Source organism: Chryseobacterium sp. LAM-KRS1 (genome assembly GCF_013184525.1).
Lineage (GTDB): Bacteria > Bacteroidota > Bacteroidia > Flavobacteriales > Weeksellaceae > Chryseobacterium > Chryseobacterium proteolyticum.
Window position 1 is genome coordinate 141,413 of the sequence record NZ_JAAOIZ010000005.1, and the last position, 15,710, is coordinate 157,122.

Annotated in this window: 14 protein-coding genes; 6 read left to right on the forward strand and 8 right to left on the reverse strand. The window is 38.2% G+C overall.

Translation table 11 applies throughout. The features are described 5' to 3' along the window. Nucleotides 1-165: 165 nt before the first annotated feature. Nucleotides 166-930 carry a LytR/AlgR family response regulator transcription factor gene (locus G9C87_RS15250; RefSeq protein ID WP_172282693.1) on the reverse strand — a complete coding sequence of 255 codons (765 nt, stop codon included), beginning with the start codon at nucleotides 928-930 and terminating at the stop codon, nucleotides 166-168. Further along, nucleotides 927-1,919, reverse strand: a complete 993-nt coding sequence (locus G9C87_RS15255; RefSeq protein WP_228457023.1) for a sensor histidine kinase — start codon at nucleotides 1,917-1,919, stop codon at nucleotides 927-929. Before G9C87_RS15255 ends, G9C87_RS15250 begins: the two co-directional genes overlap by 4 nt. Nucleotides 1,920-2,254: 335 nt before the next feature. Here G9C87_RS15255 and G9C87_RS15260 point away from each other — a divergent pair, with 335 nt between their 5' ends. Next, nucleotides 2,255-3,103 carry a helix-turn-helix domain-containing protein gene (locus tag G9C87_RS15260; protein ID WP_172282695.1) on the forward strand — a complete coding sequence of 283 codons (849 nt, stop codon included), beginning with the start codon at nucleotides 2,255-2,257 and terminating at the stop codon, nucleotides 3,101-3,103. Between the two features lie 77 nt (nucleotides 3,104-3,180). After that, nucleotides 3,181-4,398 carry an MFS transporter gene (locus tag G9C87_RS15265; protein ID WP_172282697.1) on the forward strand — a complete coding sequence of 406 codons (1,218 nt, stop codon included), beginning with the start codon at nucleotides 3,181-3,183 and terminating at the stop codon, nucleotides 4,396-4,398. Nucleotides 4,399-4,476: 78 nt separating this feature from the next. On the opposite strand, the gene G9C87_RS15270 is transcribed toward G9C87_RS15265, so the two are convergent. Continuing rightward, the gene (locus G9C87_RS15270; protein WP_172282699.1) at nucleotides 4,477-5,400 is read right to left on the reverse strand and encodes a DUF3078 domain-containing protein; all 924 of its coding nucleotides are present in this window, start codon (nucleotides 5,398-5,400) and stop codon (nucleotides 4,477-4,479) included. A gap of 293 nt (nucleotides 5,401-5,693) precedes the next feature. Between G9C87_RS15270 and G9C87_RS15275 the strand changes: the two genes are divergently transcribed. Both G9C87_RS15275 and G9C87_RS15280 read left to right on the forward strand, forming a co-directional pair. Then, complete coding sequence (locus G9C87_RS15275; RefSeq protein WP_172282701.1) at nucleotides 5,694-7,106, forward strand: PLP-dependent aminotransferase family protein; 1,413 nt, start codon at nucleotides 5,694-5,696, stop codon at nucleotides 7,104-7,106. A gap of 379 nt (nucleotides 7,107-7,485) precedes the next feature. After that, complete coding sequence (locus tag G9C87_RS15280; protein ID WP_172282703.1) at nucleotides 7,486-7,830, forward strand: mannan-binding lectin; 345 nt, start codon at nucleotides 7,486-7,488, stop codon at nucleotides 7,828-7,830. A 282-nt stretch (nucleotides 7,831-8,112) separates the two neighbouring features. On the opposite strand, the gene G9C87_RS15285 is transcribed toward G9C87_RS15280, so the two are convergent. Further along, nucleotides 8,113-8,970 (reverse strand): helix-turn-helix domain-containing protein, encoded by an 858-nt coding sequence (locus G9C87_RS15285; RefSeq protein ID WP_172282705.1) that lies wholly within the window; start codon nucleotides 8,968-8,970, stop codon nucleotides 8,113-8,115. 152 nt (nucleotides 8,971-9,122) lie between these two features. Between G9C87_RS15285 and G9C87_RS15290 the strand changes: the two genes are divergently transcribed. Then, on the forward strand, nucleotides 9,123-9,656 hold the full coding sequence (locus tag G9C87_RS15290; RefSeq protein WP_172282707.1) for a carboxymuconolactone decarboxylase family protein: 534 nt from the start codon (nucleotides 9,123-9,125) through the stop codon (nucleotides 9,654-9,656). A gap of 19 nt (nucleotides 9,657-9,675) precedes the next feature. Here the strand turns inward: G9C87_RS15290 and G9C87_RS15295 are convergent, their stop codons facing one another. Continuing rightward, on the reverse strand, nucleotides 9,676-10,560 hold the full coding sequence (locus tag G9C87_RS15295) for a LysR family transcriptional regulator (protein WP_172282709.1): 885 nt from the start codon (nucleotides 10,558-10,560) through the stop codon (nucleotides 9,676-9,678). 95 nt (nucleotides 10,561-10,655) lie between these two features. Here G9C87_RS15295 and G9C87_RS15300 point away from each other — a divergent pair, with 95 nt between their 5' ends. Further along, the gene (locus tag G9C87_RS15300; RefSeq protein ID WP_172282710.1) at nucleotides 10,656-11,522 is read left to right on the forward strand and encodes an alpha/beta fold hydrolase; all 867 of its coding nucleotides are present in this window, start codon (nucleotides 10,656-10,658) and stop codon (nucleotides 11,520-11,522) included. Nucleotides 11,523-11,603: 81 nt separating this feature from the next. On the opposite strand, the gene G9C87_RS15305 is transcribed toward G9C87_RS15300, so the two are convergent. The 3 genes from G9C87_RS15305 to G9C87_RS15315 all read right to left on the reverse strand — a co-directional run bounded on the left by G9C87_RS15305 (nucleotide 11,604) and on the right by G9C87_RS15315 (nucleotide 15,710). Then, nucleotides 11,604-12,782: an acetyl-CoA C-acyltransferase gene (locus tag G9C87_RS15305; protein WP_172282712.1), complete on the reverse strand. Its 1,179-nt coding sequence runs from the start codon at nucleotides 12,780-12,782 to the stop codon at nucleotides 11,604-11,606. A 35-nt stretch (nucleotides 12,783-12,817) separates the two neighbouring features. Further along, a complete protein-coding gene (locus G9C87_RS15310) occupies nucleotides 12,818-14,359 on the reverse strand; it encodes an MDR family MFS transporter (RefSeq protein ID WP_172282714.1) in 1,542 nt (513 codons plus the stop codon). Between the two features lie 202 nt (nucleotides 14,360-14,561). After that, nucleotides 14,562-15,710, reverse strand: a complete 1,149-nt coding sequence (locus G9C87_RS15315; RefSeq protein ID WP_172282716.1) for an efflux RND transporter periplasmic adaptor subunit — start codon at nucleotides 15,708-15,710, stop codon at nucleotides 14,562-14,564.

Here is a 15,710-nt window from a genome sequence, read left to right on the forward strand (position 1 = left end):
ATGAAGCGTTTAATAGCTGAAATGAAAAGAAAAGGGTATAAAACGAGATTTTTCCTATTACTGAAATGATAAAGAGTATTACCCCGAACAAATGTTTGGGATGAAGAATTTTAAATTGTATGATAAAAAAAAGATTTCCACTATCGTAGAAATCATATAGGTGATCTAATAATCCATCCAGGACTTCAGTGCCGAAGCTTTTTCCCTGCTTACAATGACTTCAATATCCGGATGCCTGACCAGGTCGAGTTTTAGCTTTCCGTTAAAGTAATTGGAAATATGCTGTACGGAATCTATGTTGATGATAAACTGCCTGTTGGCTCTGAAAAACAGTTTAGGATCCAGCTGTTTTTCCAGTTCCTCTAAGGTCTGGGGAACAATTTCTGTGTTTCCGTTTTTTACAACAGCCCTGCTGACGCCCAGTTCGGTAAAAAAATACAGGATATCTTCCGAGAGCAGGGTTTTATAACCGTCTCTGTGGGCTAAAAGGAAACGCTTCCTGTAATCTTTGGGCTGGATGTAGTTCAGCAGTCCCTCTATAGCAGTTCCTACATATGGAATGGTTTCCATAAAGGTTTCATAATTCTTTAATGCGGTTTCAAGCTCCTCTTCCTCAACAGGTTTTAAAAGATAATCGATGCTGTTGTATTTAAATGCTTTTACTGCATATTCATCATAAGCGGTGGTGAAGATCACAGGACATTTAATTTCTGTCTGATTGAAAATTTCAAAACTTAAGCCGTCTGCCAGCTGGATATCCATCATAATGATATCAGGAGCCGGATTTTCTTCCAACCATTGTACTGCTGATGCTACGGAATCTTCAACAGATACAATTTCAGCGTGGGGCCGCAATTTCAGCAATAACCTTTTTAGGCGGTCCGCATTAGGCTTTTCATCTTCTACGATTAAGATCTTATTGAGCTTCATAATAATGGTATTTTGGCAAGGAAATCTTTTTCTGTTTGAAGGATCAACGGCTTTTTATCTCCAAGCAATTCAAACCGGTTCATGATGTTTTTAATACCCACTTTGGAAGATTCGGCTTTATTGATGAGAGGGATCAAAGTGTTGCAGACAACAAGATTTTTGCTGGTTAATGTATAAATTTTTATTTGTAGAGGATTGGATCTGAGTGTTTGATTGTGTTTGATGGCATTTTCTACCAAAAACTGCAGAGTTAAAGGAGGGATCATCATATTCCTTAATTCCGGATTAATAGAGATCTCGAAATTGACTCCGTCACCGATTCTTTTTTTTATCAGGAAAATGTAAGAGTCTAAAAATTTCAATTCTTCGTCTAAAGAGATCACATCTTTTTTTGAATTAATAACAAGATAGCGGTAAACTTTAGAGAAATTTTCAGCGTACTCATAACCTAATTGCTGGTTTTCCAGAATAAGTTCCGATAAAACGCTTAGGTTATTAAAAATAAAATGAGGGTCTATCTGTAGTTTCAGAGCCTGTAGCTCTGCAGCCATTGCAGCCTGTTTGTGTTTAGAAGCCCTTAGCTTGTGCTGGGTTACTTCTATGGCAGATTTTTTCCAGTTTTCCAGTAAATAATCTCCTGTATTTACGGCACTGATGAGCAGGGAAATAATGATATTGGTAGCTACCCATTGCCCCAACAAGGTCATTTCTTTACGATAATCCATTTTGGCTATGTCGGGAGTATTGGAAAAAATATTAATGATAATGGCCACAAAAAGAATGCTTACGGCAATTTGCAGAATGCCTTGTATGCATAAGCGTTTTATTCCCCGGTTACTCCATGGAAGCAACTTATTAAGCTGGCTGTCGATCAATATGCTTACCTCCGAAATAATAACTGAAAAAAGAAGCACCCACAGAAAATCACTGATCAGAAAATCCAACGGATCTTTAACATAGTCTTCCCATACCGGATCAAAAGGATCCATAAGAAAATAAATAAAATGAAATGATTGCCACAGCCCATATGACCAGGCGTTTTTTAGTGGCAGATAATAATTTTTTTTTCCTTATTTGGGTTTTTCTCATCATAGAGCAAGTAGGTTTTGGAACCATTAATTCTGTAAATATAAATATTGATTTTCTAAATGCGCATCTGTTTTTTGAGTCAAGCAGGAAAAATTTAAGATGAAATGTAAAATAAATGGTTTAAAACGAATGCCTCATATTACCATATATATCATATGAAAGAAAGTGTTGCTTTCATTAAAATATCAGGCAATATGATTACATTTACACGCTCTAACAGCCCAATGTTTCAGTGATGGCAAAATCGAACATTTTACTCCATACAAACGAACTCAACAGTACCGGTATAGAAATTTGTCCTATGGGTGAACTTGAAGAATCTGTACAGGCAGCTCACCGCGATGAACATTTTATGTTTGTTATTCAGCAGGAAGGATATTCTTCATTAGAACTGGATTTCCGTAAGGTTGAACTTCATGGAGCTGCAGTGTTATATGTTGCACCAGGACAGGTTCACCGGTATATAAAAAATGAGCATTCTAAAGGTTGGTTGGTATTTGTGGAAACAGCACTGATTCCTAAAACTTATCTTGAGATTTTCACTACTTACCTCAATTCTAACCAGGCTGCAGAAGTTGAAAAGGATGACAGTCTGTTTTCTTTTATTCCGGTTTTTGATGCTGTATTGGCTCATAATGAAGTTTCTTTTCAGAATAATCTTATCAATTCATTTACGGATAGCCTGGCAGGTCTTATGGTAAGAGCGTTGGTCAGAAACAAGTATTCTGAAAAAGTCATTGGCGGACAGAAATATAAGACAGTATTGCTTTTTAAACAAATGATTCAATCGCATTACAGGGAGTTGAAACAGGTAAAGGAATACGCAGTGAAACTTCATATCACCCCTCTGTATCTGAATGAGGTGGTAAAAGAAATCACAGGTTTTGCAGCCAGTCATTGGATACAGCAGGAAATTATCCTGGAGTCTCAGCGTCTTTTGTACTATACTGACATGGATATTAAGGAAATTGCTTTTGACCTTGGATATGATGATTATACTTATTTTTCGCGCTTTTTTAAAAAGAATACCGGTTATACAGCATCTGAATTCCGGAAAAGAAAACCATTATTTGTCCAATTATAGCCATTGAATAGCTATCGCTAATTGTATGTTGCCGATCTACTTTTGTACTCGAAAAATAACTAAAAAAACGATGCAATATGGCAATCAAAAGTACAACTATGGTAACTCCTAAGATTGGAGATACTCATCATCACAACAACATACCTTTAAAAAAAGTTCTCGCTCCGATTGTAATTTCCGTATTTGCGGTATATCTTACAATTGGAATTACACTGGGTGCCTTACCAGCTCTGATTAAAAATGAACTGAAATTCGACTCCTTTATCGTGGGGGGTGTGATGGGGCTTCAGTTTTTAGCTACTTTATTAACAAGGGCTTATGCCGGTAAAATAACCGATACACTTGGGGCTAAAATCAGTAATCACAGAGGGATATTTATGGTTTTTGTAGCCGGGATCCTTTATATTGCAGGAAGTTCCTCTGTACATTTCCCAATTTTAGCATTAGGATTGCTGATTCTGTCAAGAATTATTCATGGTATTTCTGAAAGTATGATGGTAACGGGAGCGCTAACCTGGGGAATTGGACTGGTGGGAGCACACAATTCCGGCAAAGTAATGACCTGGAACGGAATTTCAATGTATGGAGGAATCGCTTTAGGAGCCCCGTTAAGTATATGGATGGGAAGCCAATTCGGTAGTGTTGTTCCTTTTACATTAATTCTGGTCCTTTCTGTAGTGAGCTGGTTATCAACAGCCCGGCTGCCAACCCTTGAAGCGGATCCTACTCATATAAGAACTCCTTTTTATAAAGTGATTGCAAAAGTCTCCGATCAGGGATTGGCACTGGCTTTCTCTTCCATAGGATTTGCATGCATAGCTTCCTTTATTGCTTTGCTTTTCGCTGAGAAAAACTGGGAGCATGCTTCTCTGGCTTTTGTTTGTTTTGGTGGATTTTATATTCTTACCAGAATATTATTTGCCTCCCTTCCCGACAAGTATGGTGGTTACAAAGTAGCCTTAGGGTCTTTTGCTATTGAGGTCATAGGACAGCTATTGATAGGTTTTTCTCATTCGGGATGGATGGCAATCGTAGGCTGTGCACTTACGGGAATTGGTTTTTCCCTGGTATTTCCATCTTTGGGAGTACTCGCTATTAAAAAGGTAACTCCGCAAATGAGAGGAACAGCACTGGGAGCTTATTCAGCTTTTTTCGATCTTTCACTAGGCTTGGCTGGTCCGATAGCGGGGATTATTGCAGGCTGGCTGGGATATCAGTCTATTTATTTTTTTGGCGCGATCAGTGGACTTCTGGCTATGCTGACTTTAATGAGTAGAAAAAGCGGACATCAATAATTTTCATTTTTCTCCATACTAAATAAAAAAGACTAACCATTCTTCGGTTAGTCTTTTTTATTTTTTCGATGAATAGTGCTACTTCTTCATCCAGGATTGATTGTCTTTTTTATCAGAACGTTTTTTCCCGTTATCAATATTATAGGCAAAACCAACTCCCAAAGTCTGTTTCAGCTGTGTTCTTCTGATCTGGTTGTGATCATATAAAAGATCCAGCGTTATGTTGGTTGAAATAAATTTGTTGATCTTCATATTTAAAATTCCACTGTACGACAGGACCAGTCTTTCAGGATGATCTAAATAATTGGAAAAGACAGACCCTGTATTCGTAAGGTTGATGTTTTCCATGATCTTTATTTTATAAATGGCTGTTCCCAGGAAACCGAACTGAAATAGTGAAGAATCTCCATCATTCTTTAAGCCGTAAGTTCCTGCATACTGAAGGTCTTTATCCAGTACAAAAGTTACCCTTGCATTTGCCGGACGTAATGTCATGGTGAAGTTATCATTTGGTCTATATGTAAAACCAGCCCCTACATTAAGGTATCCCGGAGCCATAAAGTTGGATATCTTTTTCGCATCAGGATTATTTCCATCCTCATAGCCCGGAGCAAATTGAGTTTGTAAACTTACACCACCGGATGCGTACCAATTTTTAGCGATCTCCCTCCCATAGTTACTTGAAAGATTAATTACATCCTGGGTCTTTCTTGTTCCTACGCCCTGGGTATTGTTTTGTCCGTATCCAAGGATAATAATATTTTCCCAAAGGTCCTTCCCTTTTTCATAGGTAAGGTTATAATTCACACCGGCAAGCCAACCCACGTTGTTTGCTCCACCACCTACCCAGTTCGAGAATGCCGCCTGGTTCAGCATTAATGTGTTTTGACCTTGAATGCTCCATGCTTTTGTCGTATCAACAGCCGGAGCCTCTGTTTTTGCTTCTTGTGCTGCAGCAAAAATTCCCAAAGAAAGAGAAAGGGTTAATAAAATTTTTTTCATAATTTATAAGATTTGGTTGCAAAAATAGAAATATAAATTTTGTTAAAAAATATTAAAAAAATCTAAAATCACTTAAAATTAAGATTTTTTATAATATAATTTTAAAAAGTTATAGAACAATATTTTACAGATCATTCACTTTTGTATGAAATATATCGTATTGAGCGGTATTTCTGATAGAAATCATTTTTTATGAATTAACGCAGTGCTTGTGACTCTTTATCTGCATGATAAATTATTAAACGGGGATTTAATTTCTTAATTTTGAACTACACAGAAATAATACCGATTGAATGAAAAAAGAAATCCTTTATCTGAAAATTGCCGGGATCATTGAGCAGCAGATTCTCAGTGGAACGTTAAGGCTTGGTGATAAATTGCCTTCTATACGGACCTTACAGAAAGTATATAATGTAAGCATCAATACCGTTCGGCAGGCATTTCTGGAATTAGAAAGTAAATCGTTGATAGAACCACGACCTAAATCCGGCTACTATGTAAGTAAAGCTTCACAAAGGAAATTTTCTCTTCCTTCTGTTATTATCCTGGAATCCCTGCAAAAAGAGCAGTACCCGGAACATCTTTTCCTTAAGACATTTGCTTCTTCGGAAAATACGGACATTACCCATTTTTCCCTCGGGCTGCCGGAAAAAAGCCTGCTGCCCATCGCCCAGCTTAATAAGAGCGTGACTACAGTTATGCGAAGCCTGGCAAATGGCGGGGCAACCTATGAATCTGTTCAGGGAAATCTCAATTTTAGAAGAACGGTTGCCAGATGGGCATTTATGCTGGAGGGTAAAGTTACAGAAGATGATGTGATAGCAACGTCCGGAGCGATGAACGGAATGTTTACCTGCCTGATGGCGGTTACCAAACCCGGAGATAAGGTTGCTGTAGAAAGTCCCGCTTACTTTGGTATTCTTAAAATGATAAATGCCATGGGACTTGAAGCTGTAGAAATCCCTTCAGACCCTTCTACTGGTTTAGATCTCGAAGCATTGAAAAAGGTTTTGCCTGTCATAAGTGCATGCTGTTTTGTGGTTAACTTCAATAATCCTTTAGGCACACTCATGCCGGACGATCATAAAAAGGAGCTTGTAAAAATGCTTACGGAATGGGATATTCCATTAGTTGAAAATGATATTTTCAGGAATGTGTATTATGGAGCCGAGAGGCCGAAACCCTGTAAAGCATTTGATGAAGCCGGTATTGTGATGCTGGTGAATTCCATATCCAAAACACTGGCACCGGGTTACAGGCTCGGATGGATTATCCCGGGCAAGTATAAGGATAAAATTATCCAGCAGAAGTTGATACAAACGCTTTCTACCCCTGCTTTGTATCAGGAAGCCATATCCCATTTTTTAGAAAACGGAAGATATGATCATCATCTTCGTACATTCCGGAAAATAGTACAAAATAATTGTCTGAAGCTTCAGCAGGGCATTGAGGATTATTTTCCTGATAATACTAAAGTTTCCCAGCCGGAAGGTGGATTTATGGTATGGCTGGAACTTGATAAAAAAATTGATACTGTCAAACTGTTTGATATGGCCATCAGGCGGAATATTACTTTTGCTCCGGGAAGAATGTTTACCCAATACAATCAGTATAACAACTGTATGAGGCTTAATTTTGCGATGGAATGGACAGATAAAGTTAACTCCGATCTTAAGACGCTTGGGGAAATTGCCAGTAATTGGTAATCTGTGCCCTAATAAAAAACAGCAACTGTATCTGTACCTGTCGTACGGATTGCTCTAAATTTGTACCAACAAAACCAAATGATTGAAAAAATTGATGAGGCTATAAGTAATAATTATAGCTTCGTCTTTTTTTATGTCCTTTTCTCTTAAAAAAATTAACTTCTTTTGTTTTTTTCTGTTATTTTCCATTGATCAATCTGATATATCTAATTTCGGAGAAATAATTTAAACCTATTAGTCCTTTATTGATGGGGGTTAACCCAATTTTTTTTAAAGCTGTAGGTATAAATACTGACCAAAAAAAATGGTGTTTTCTACTCTATTGTTTGTTTTATTATAGTTGCACCTTTGGTATGTTAAAACATAAAAAACAAACACCATGTCAAAATTCAAAATCAACATCGTTGCAGGTCCGCTTTGGAGCAACGATCAGGCTCAGAAATTAGGAGGTCGTATTGCTGCGGCACATTTAGGAAAATTTACCGGACAATGGTCTACCATTGTTGAGGGGGAAATGAGTGTAATCGAAGTTGAGTACGATACGGTTCCTACAGGAAGCACAGAATATACATTGGATGTTCTGGCTGGTCCTATCTGGAGCAATGAAGATGCAAAAGAAATATGCCCTTCCATTTGTGCCTCTTACGGAGGTACCTGGAACGGACAATGGACAACAGTCGTTGAAGGTAAAATGAGCGTTTGCGGCTGTGTATTCAAATTTTAGTCAATAAAAAGTTTCAAACCTCCGGGATTTTTCCCGGAGGTTTTTTATGGAACTGAAATACTTCCTGTATGTTTAAATAGAAAAAACTCCTCTTAAAGAATTATACCTATATTTGAAAATATATTAATAGTATGTATGCATAATATTAATATGTTATTTAAAATTGAATTAAAATATTAATAAAATTATAATGTATTACATAATATATTTTATTATATTTGCACTTCGAAATAATTTTTTTTCATCATTTGTGTTTTTTAAGGCCTCCCTCGGGAGGCTTTTTTATGGAGTGGAAATTCCGGCTGATTGCTTTTTGAACGCCAGAGGTGAAAGCCCCGTTACCCTTTTGAAAAAGCTACTGAAATAAGCAACATCTTCATATCCTAATTCATAAGCAATTTCTTTGGCTGAGCTGTTGGTAAAGAGCAGTAATCTTTTAGCTTCCAGTATAATCCTTTGCTGAATGATTTCAGAGGGAGTTCCGTTATTATAGAGATTAAAAAGATTGGAAAGGGTTTTGGGAGACTTATGAAGCTGATCTGCATAAAACTTTACGGAATGTTCCGACTTATAATTCTTTTCGACCAGTAAACTGAATTGCCGGATAATATCCAGTTTTTGTTCAGGAAATTGATCTGCAACAAATTGTTTTTTTGCCGACCGTGTAATCAGGATGATCAGGCGCTTCAACAGCATCCGGAGCATGTCCTCCTGGATATCATCTACATCCTGGAATTCCTCAATAAAAATACGCAGTAGCAAAGTGAGTTTATCACGGACCTGATCCTCCACGGAAACAAACATACTTTGAGACAAACCATAAAAAAGAAATCCTACACACCCTACTTCCGAATCATGACTTTCAATGCAGTAGAAATCTTTATTAAACTGCCATACGATGATTTGTGAATTGTCGGGAAAATCAAATGACTGATTGACCATTAAGCAAAGTATGCTGCCTGATTTGAATAGATAGGATATTTTATCTATTGTAATAAAAATGTCCGGACCCTGGTTCCATGCCAATGTCAGAAATTTGTCTTTACGGTCTTTTCCGTAGAAAACCCTGTCAAATTTTTCTTCATGGACAAGAAGCCGGCAAGCTGCTTCCGTCTGTTTATTATAGAAATTATAGATCATCTTTTATCTCACTAATTTTTAATAAAAGTCTTATTTGAACAAATGTATCATTTGGAAAGGGAAAAAAGCATACATCTTCGGGAAATTGTTCTATTTTTTTGAGGTTAGGGATCACTGAACTTTGTCGTATTAATTTTAAACAACAATTACAAATGGAAAATTTTCAGATTCCTCAAAAAGAGCAGCTTTCAGAAGCAAATCAAAATATTTTTAACCAATTAGAAAAAGGGGTTGGCTTTGTTCCTAATCTGTATGCAACTTTTGCACATTCGGAAAATGGACTTGCCACTTACCTCGCCTTGCAAAATGCCAAGTCATCCTTAAAAGCAAAAGAAAAAGAAGTAGTGAACCTTATTGTCAGCCAGTATAACAATTGCCTGTATTGTTTAAGTGCTCACACTGCTATTGCAAAGCTGAACGGATTTGATGATGATCAGATCCTTGAAATCAGAAAAGCAAAAATATCTTTTGATTCAAAACTCAATTCCTTAGGGCAACTGGTTTATGAGGCAGTAAGCAATAAGGGTGAGATTTCTGAGGAGACAAAAAATCAGTTTTTCAATGAAGGATATACCGAAGGCCATTTGGTAGATGTGATTATTGCGATCGGTGATAAAACAATAACCAATTACTTGTTTGCAGCTACAAAAATTCCCGTAGACTGGCCATTAGCTCAGGAACTGTAAATAATTACAAAAGGCAATCTCAAAAAGGGATTGCCTTTTTATTACCTGTTGCATACATCCCGATAAAAGATTCCAAAGCTTGGGATTTGGGAATGCTTTTCAGGTAGATGAGAGAAGTAGATATGGTATTGATCTCCTTACTGAGCTTAAAGGTTTTCAATTTCCTGCCACCGTAATACTGTTCAATCAGCTCAAGCGGAAGCAAGGTAATTCCCAGGCCTGCTTCAACGAAATTAATGATCCCTTCAATAGAATTCATTACCATGCTCTTGTATTGTATCACTCCCCTTGCATTGAGCAAAGTTTCAAGCCTTGCCCTGTAAACGCAACCCTGGTCAAAAACAACAATATTCAGATTGTCCTTTTTAAGAATTTGATTGACTGATCTTTCATCCAGAGAAGTCACAATAACCAGCTCATCCTGCTTGATGTGGATCTGCTCGAGTTGTGCGGAATGAATAGGTGCAGAAACAAACGCCGCATCCAGCTTATAATTCAGAACATCATCAATAAGCTTTGAGCGGGTGTCCGATTTAAATTCCAGCTGGACATGAGGATAAGCATTCATAAAACCCGAAAGAATTTCCGGGGCTTTAAATACCAGTGTTGTCTCTATACATCCTATGCACAGGTTCCCTCCTATCTGATCAGAATTTTTAATTTCCCTTTTGGCTTCTTCTATGGTATTTGAAATCTTACGGGCATATTGAATAAATGCATGTCCGGCCGTGGTTAAAGAAACTTTTCTGGAAGTACGCGTAAAAAGCTGAGCTTCCAGTTCTTCTTCGAGCGTTTTTATTCTTGCGGTAACATTGGATTGTACGGTACACATAACTTCCGCAGCTTTTGTAAAACTGCCGGAAGCAGCTACTGCTTCAAATATTTTTAAATCATTTAAATTCATGTATCATTTTTTATGATTATTCATATCATAATTAATCGTTTTATGTAATCAAATGTATGGCGTAATTTTGAAATAACAAAAAAATAAAAACAATTATGAACCCAACCATTTATTACAACAATACAGACGTTGATGGTCTGAATATTTTTTACCGTGAATCCGGACCTGAAGATGCTCCTGTTCTTTTGCTTCTTCATGGATTTCCTACTTCTTCACATATGTTCCGCAACCTGATTCCTAAGCTGAATGATCAATATCATATCATTGCCCCGGATCTACCGGGTTTCGGGTTTAGTGATGCTCCGGATTCTGACCACTTCAGCTATACGTTTGATAATCTTGCCAGGATAATGCAGGGATTTATTGATAGATTGGAATTAAAAAGATTTGCCCTTTATATTTTTGATTATGGTGCTCCTACCGGTCTTAGGTTAGCTTTAGCCAATCCCGAAAAAATAACGGGAATTATTTCTCAGAATGGGAATGCCTATGAAGAAGGCCTTAGTGACAGCTGGAGTTCGATAAGAAAATACTGGGAAGATCCCACTCCGGAAAACCGTAAGCTCTTAAGTGATTTTACTTCTGAAAAGATGACCAAATTCCAGTACCAGGAAGGCGTTAAGGATCTTTCGCTTATCGCCCCTGAATCTTATGCTCTGGATCAGCATTTTCTGGACCGCCCGGGAATGAATGATATTCAGATTGACCTGATGCTTGATTACCGGACTAATGTGGCACTATATCCTGAATTTCAGGCATATTTCAGAAAATACCAGCCCCGGTTCCTGGCTGCATGGGGAAAATATGATCCTTTCTTTTTGCCTCCGGGAGCGGATGCTTACAAAAAAGATATTCCGGATGCTATTGTAAAATTTTATGAAACCGGACATTTCGCACTGGAAACCCATACAGAAGAAATAAGTAATGACATCAGAGAGTTTTTAAATGACCTGCCTTCGTAAGCCTGGAATATTGTATTCATAAAAAATGTCCGGTCATTCATCTGGCCAGACATTTTTTAATGGAAATTAAAAATACATTAGCTATATATTCATATTTTCGATAACCATAGCGGAAGCTCCGCCGCCGCCATTACAAATGGCAGCTACACCATATTTCCCCTTTTCCTGTTGAAGGACATTGACAAGCGTCACAAGAATTCTGGCTCCGGAAGCTCCTATCGGATGTCCGATGGCTACTGCGCCGCCATATACATTCACTTTTTCACGATCAAAACCTAAGATCTTCTGATTGGAAAGTACAACTGAGGCATAAGCTTCATTGATCTCAAAATAATCTACTGCCGAAAGGTCAAGATTGGCACTTAAAAGAGCTTTTGGAATAGCAAGAGCCGGAGATGTTGTAAACCATTCCGGTGCCTGGGCGGCATCTGCATAACCGATAATTTTGGCAAGCGGTTTCAGCTGGTATTTTTCTACAGCTTCTGCCGAAGCGAGAATCAAAGCTGCGGCACCGTCATTCAGATTACTGGAGTTGGCCGCGGTAAGCAATCCGTCCGGTTCAAAAACAGGCTTCAGCTGAGCCATTTTTTCAGGAATAAGCTTAAAAATATCTTCATCTTTATCGATGGTAATGGTTTCTTTTCCTTTAGTGAATTCTACAGGAACAATTTCATTTTTAAATTTCCCTTGCGCAGTTGCGTTTTGTGATTTCTGATAAGAAGACAATGCATAATCATCCAGTTCCTGCCGGGTATGTCCATATTTTTTAATTCCCAGCTCTGCCGCACTTCCCATATGGAAATTATGGTAAACGTCCCATAAACCGTCTTTAGTCATCCCATCAGTAAGGGTAAGATCTCCTAATTTTTTTCCGTTTCTTATGAAGGCATAATGGGGTGTATTGCTCATACTTTCCATTCCGCCTGTTACGATGAGATGTTCAAGGCCTGTCTGGATTTGCTGTGCTCCCAATGAAGTTGCCTTCATTCCTGAAGCACATACCTTATTGATGGTTGTGGCATCTTTATCATACGGGATATCAGCAAAAATAGCAGCTTGTCTTGCCGGAGCCTGTCCTACTCCTGCACTCAGTACATTTCCCATATAAACACTGTCCAGTAATTCCGGTTCCAGAGAAATGTTTTTATAAGCTTCCCGAATGGCCAGAGCGCCCAGCTGTGTGGCTGTAAAAGTGGACAGATTCCCAAGTAATCCTCCGACGGGAGTACGTTTTGCTGATACAATGAATACTTCTTTCATGATATTGATTTTATTATATTTTATATGATTCTGTTTTAATGGTCTGCTGATACGATTACTATTTTTTTATTCTTATTCCTCTTCAGGAAAAATAATAATAAAGGTAAGACAAATATAAATGCCAGACCAATAACCATATAGGCATCGATATAGCTTAAAAAAAATGATTGTTTCACCACGATTTTTTCCATCAGACCTATTGCTTTTTGCTGTGCTTCAGGAAAACCGAATCCCTTGCTCTGAAAAAGTGAAGTATAGGTTTGAAGACGATCCATTACCGAACGGTTATCCGGAGTAAGGTTGGAGATAAGGTCGGTACGGTGAAGGGCAACCCTTCTTGCGATATATGTATTGATAATGGATATTCCAAATGAACCACCCAACTGGCGCATCATGTTGTTAATAGCGGTTCCCTGGGGCATATCTTCAGCTTTTAAAGAAGAAACGGCAAGTGATGCAAGCGGAACGGTAAGTAAAGCCATTCCCAGTGCTCTGAATATAAGATTAATGGAAATTGTAGCAAAAGAAACATCCAGGTTTACCTGTGCCATAGACCAGTTAAAATAAATAAAACAACAAAAACCAAGCAATACCACCAAGGCAGGAGGAACTCCTTTTTGCAAAACTTTCCCGGTAATGATCAGCGCAAATACGGCAATAATGGAACCCGGAAGCAGTAGAAGACCAGCCTGAGCCGGGTTGAATCCTAAAAAGCGTTGTGCCAGTACAGGAGTGAGGTAAATGGAAGTAAACATGCCAATCCCGGTTATAAAGGTAAGTATGGCAGAGATACTGAGTGAAGGATGCTTAAGAACCGATAGTTTTACCACGGGATGTGGTATGGTGAGCTCCCTGTGAACGAAAAGAACGAGTGAAAGGACAGCTGCTACAGTGAGGAAAATAATATAACGGGCAGCAAACCAGTCTTCCGTTTCCCCACGCTCCAAAACCGTTTGTAAAGAGCCGATACCAATAATTAAGAGAATAATTCCTGGCCAGTCGATCTTTTTAACCTTTTGCCGGGTCGGAGATTCGGGTAATAATTTTAAACATAGAATAGCGGCCAGTATTCCTAAAGGAATGTTGATGTAAAAGATCCATCGCCATGAAAAGTTATCCGTAATAAATCCACCGAGTGTAGGCCCGATCGTTGGTCCTATGAAAACCCCGATCCCAAATAAAGCGCTGGCAATATTCTGCTTTTCTTTTGGAAAACACTCGTATACAACCATGGCAGATACCGATAATAACGCTCCACCTCCTATCCCCTGCAGAAACCGGAACATGACGAGTTCCCAGAGGTTTGTGGAGTTGCCGCACATAAAAGAACAAAAGGTAAACAGGATAATAGAGCCGATGTAATAATTCCGCCGGCCAAGGTTATTAACCAGAAAGCTGGTCATCGGAATAATAATAACGTTGGCAATTCCATAAGCTGTAACCACCCAGGAAATATCTTCTAATGTTGCCCCCAGGTTTCCGCTCATATAATTGAGGGCAACATTTACTATGGAAGTGTCTATAAGCTCCATAATGGCTGCGGAGATTACCGTGATAATAAGAATGATTCTTTTCATAGCATTTTACTATTTAATATACCGATCGGTATATTTTGAATTAAAAAATTTTATGGCTGAAACAAAAGGAATAACCCGCCTTTAATTCAGTAGTTCCATTTTTAAATGGCAAAGATATAAAATAAATATACCAATCGGTATATTTATTTTCGGAATCATAAAAAAGCCGTTCAAACGGTTGAACGGCTTTGTGCTAAAATGATTATTCTGCTTTATTTTTAAGGATCATCAGGAGATCGTAAGCTCCTTTTTGTACCAGTCTTCTATTTTTTAACGATTCAGATTTGAGAATTTCCGTAAATCCGTTATCTGAAATTCCTGTGATTACGGGAATCATTTTATACCGGTGATTTCCAAGGTCTTCAAAGATATAGTTCTTATTTTCAAATGATACTATAGATTCGCCGGGTAAGCCGGTCGTATTTCTACCACTAATGCTTACTTCTGCATTGATGTACATTCCGCGCACAAACTCTGTGTTGGATGCGGACAATTTGGCTATAGCTACCGATGATCCTCCATTTTCGATATTGGGAACAAGGCTTATAATTTTGGCAGGATATTTCTGGTCCGGGTTCTGATTATTATACACCAGGATCTCCTGCCCGGTTTTTATATCATTTACATCATTTTCAAATACTTTTAATTCCAATAACAGACCAGCAGGGTCAATCAGTTCAAATAAGGTATCGGAAGGATTGATATACTGACCATTATTAACCCATATTTTACTTACAAAACCGCTAAAAGGGGCATAAATGCTTATTCTGCTTTTAATATTTCCGGAATTTAGTCCTTTCGCATTGATGCCTATGATCCTGAGTTTTTCTTCCAGTCCCTTCAATGTAGCGTTCAGTGTGGAATAATCCGCCTGGGCGGTCTGTAATGTTTTGTCACTACTGGCTTTGCTGGTGTTGAGGTCTTTTTGCCTGTTGAAGTTCAATCTTGCTGATTCAAGCTGGGCCTTTGTAACGAGATAATCTTGCTGAAGCTGTATGAACTGAGGATCTTCTACTACAGCCAGTACCTGTCCTTTTCTGAAATGACTCCCGTTAATAACATTGATCGATTTTATATGCCCTCCCATAATACTGGAAAGAGAACTGATATGAGACGGAGCTATGTCTGCTTTTCCGTTCAGCCGTACCGTTTTTTCCATGATCCTGTTTTGAATACCTGTCAAGGTAAGCCCTGTAATTTTGATCTGCTGATCACTTAACTGAACGATATTCTGGTTTTTTGATGCCAGTTTTTTATTTTCATAGACTGTGGTTTCCTCTTTCTTTCCCGAACATGAGGTTAAAAATAAGGCCGCAACAATGATGTATAATGATGATTTTCTGAAATACAT

Excerpts from the sequence above, each read along its gene's own strand:
- G9C87_RS15250 (WP_172282693.1), bottom strand. The coding sequence starts at position 930 with ATGAAGCTCAATAAGATCTTAATCGTAGAAGATGAAAAGCCTAATGCG.
- G9C87_RS15255 (WP_228457023.1), bottom strand. The coding sequence starts at position 1,919 with ATGGATCCTTTTGATCCGGTATGGGAAGACTATGTTAAAGATCCGTTG.
- G9C87_RS15260 (WP_172282695.1), top strand. The coding sequence starts at position 2,255 with ATGGCAAAATCGAACATTTTACTCCATACAAACGAACTCAACAGTACC.
- G9C87_RS15265 (WP_172282697.1), top strand. The coding sequence starts at position 3,181 with ATGGCAATCAAAAGTACAACTATGGTAACTCCTAAGATTGGAGATACT.
- G9C87_RS15270 (WP_172282699.1), bottom strand. The coding sequence starts at position 5,400 with ATGAAAAAAATTTTATTAACCCTTTCTCTTTCTTTGGGAATTTTTGCT.
- G9C87_RS15275 (WP_172282701.1), top strand. The coding sequence starts at position 5,694 with ATGAAAAAAGAAATCCTTTATCTGAAAATTGCCGGGATCATTGAGCAG.
- G9C87_RS15280 (WP_172282703.1), top strand. The coding sequence starts at position 7,486 with ATGTCAAAATTCAAAATCAACATCGTTGCAGGTCCGCTTTGGAGCAAC.
- G9C87_RS15285 (WP_172282705.1), bottom strand. The coding sequence starts at position 8,970 with ATGATCTATAATTTCTATAATAAACAGACGGAAGCAGCTTGCCGGCTT.
- G9C87_RS15290 (WP_172282707.1), top strand. The coding sequence starts at position 9,123 with ATGGAAAATTTTCAGATTCCTCAAAAAGAGCAGCTTTCAGAAGCAAAT.
- G9C87_RS15295 (WP_172282709.1), bottom strand. The coding sequence starts at position 10,560 with ATGAATTTAAATGATTTAAAAATATTTGAAGCAGTAGCTGCTTCCGGC.
- G9C87_RS15300 (WP_172282710.1), top strand. The coding sequence starts at position 10,656 with ATGAACCCAACCATTTATTACAACAATACAGACGTTGATGGTCTGAAT.
- G9C87_RS15305 (WP_172282712.1), bottom strand. The coding sequence starts at position 12,782 with ATGAAAGAAGTATTCATTGTATCAGCAAAACGTACTCCCGTCGGAGGA.
- G9C87_RS15310 (WP_172282714.1), bottom strand. The coding sequence starts at position 14,359 with ATGAAAAGAATCATTCTTATTATCACGGTAATCTCCGCAGCCATTATG.
- G9C87_RS15315 (WP_172282716.1), bottom strand. The coding sequence starts at position 15,710 with ATGTATTTCAGAAAATCATCATTATACATCATTGTTGCGGCCTTATTT.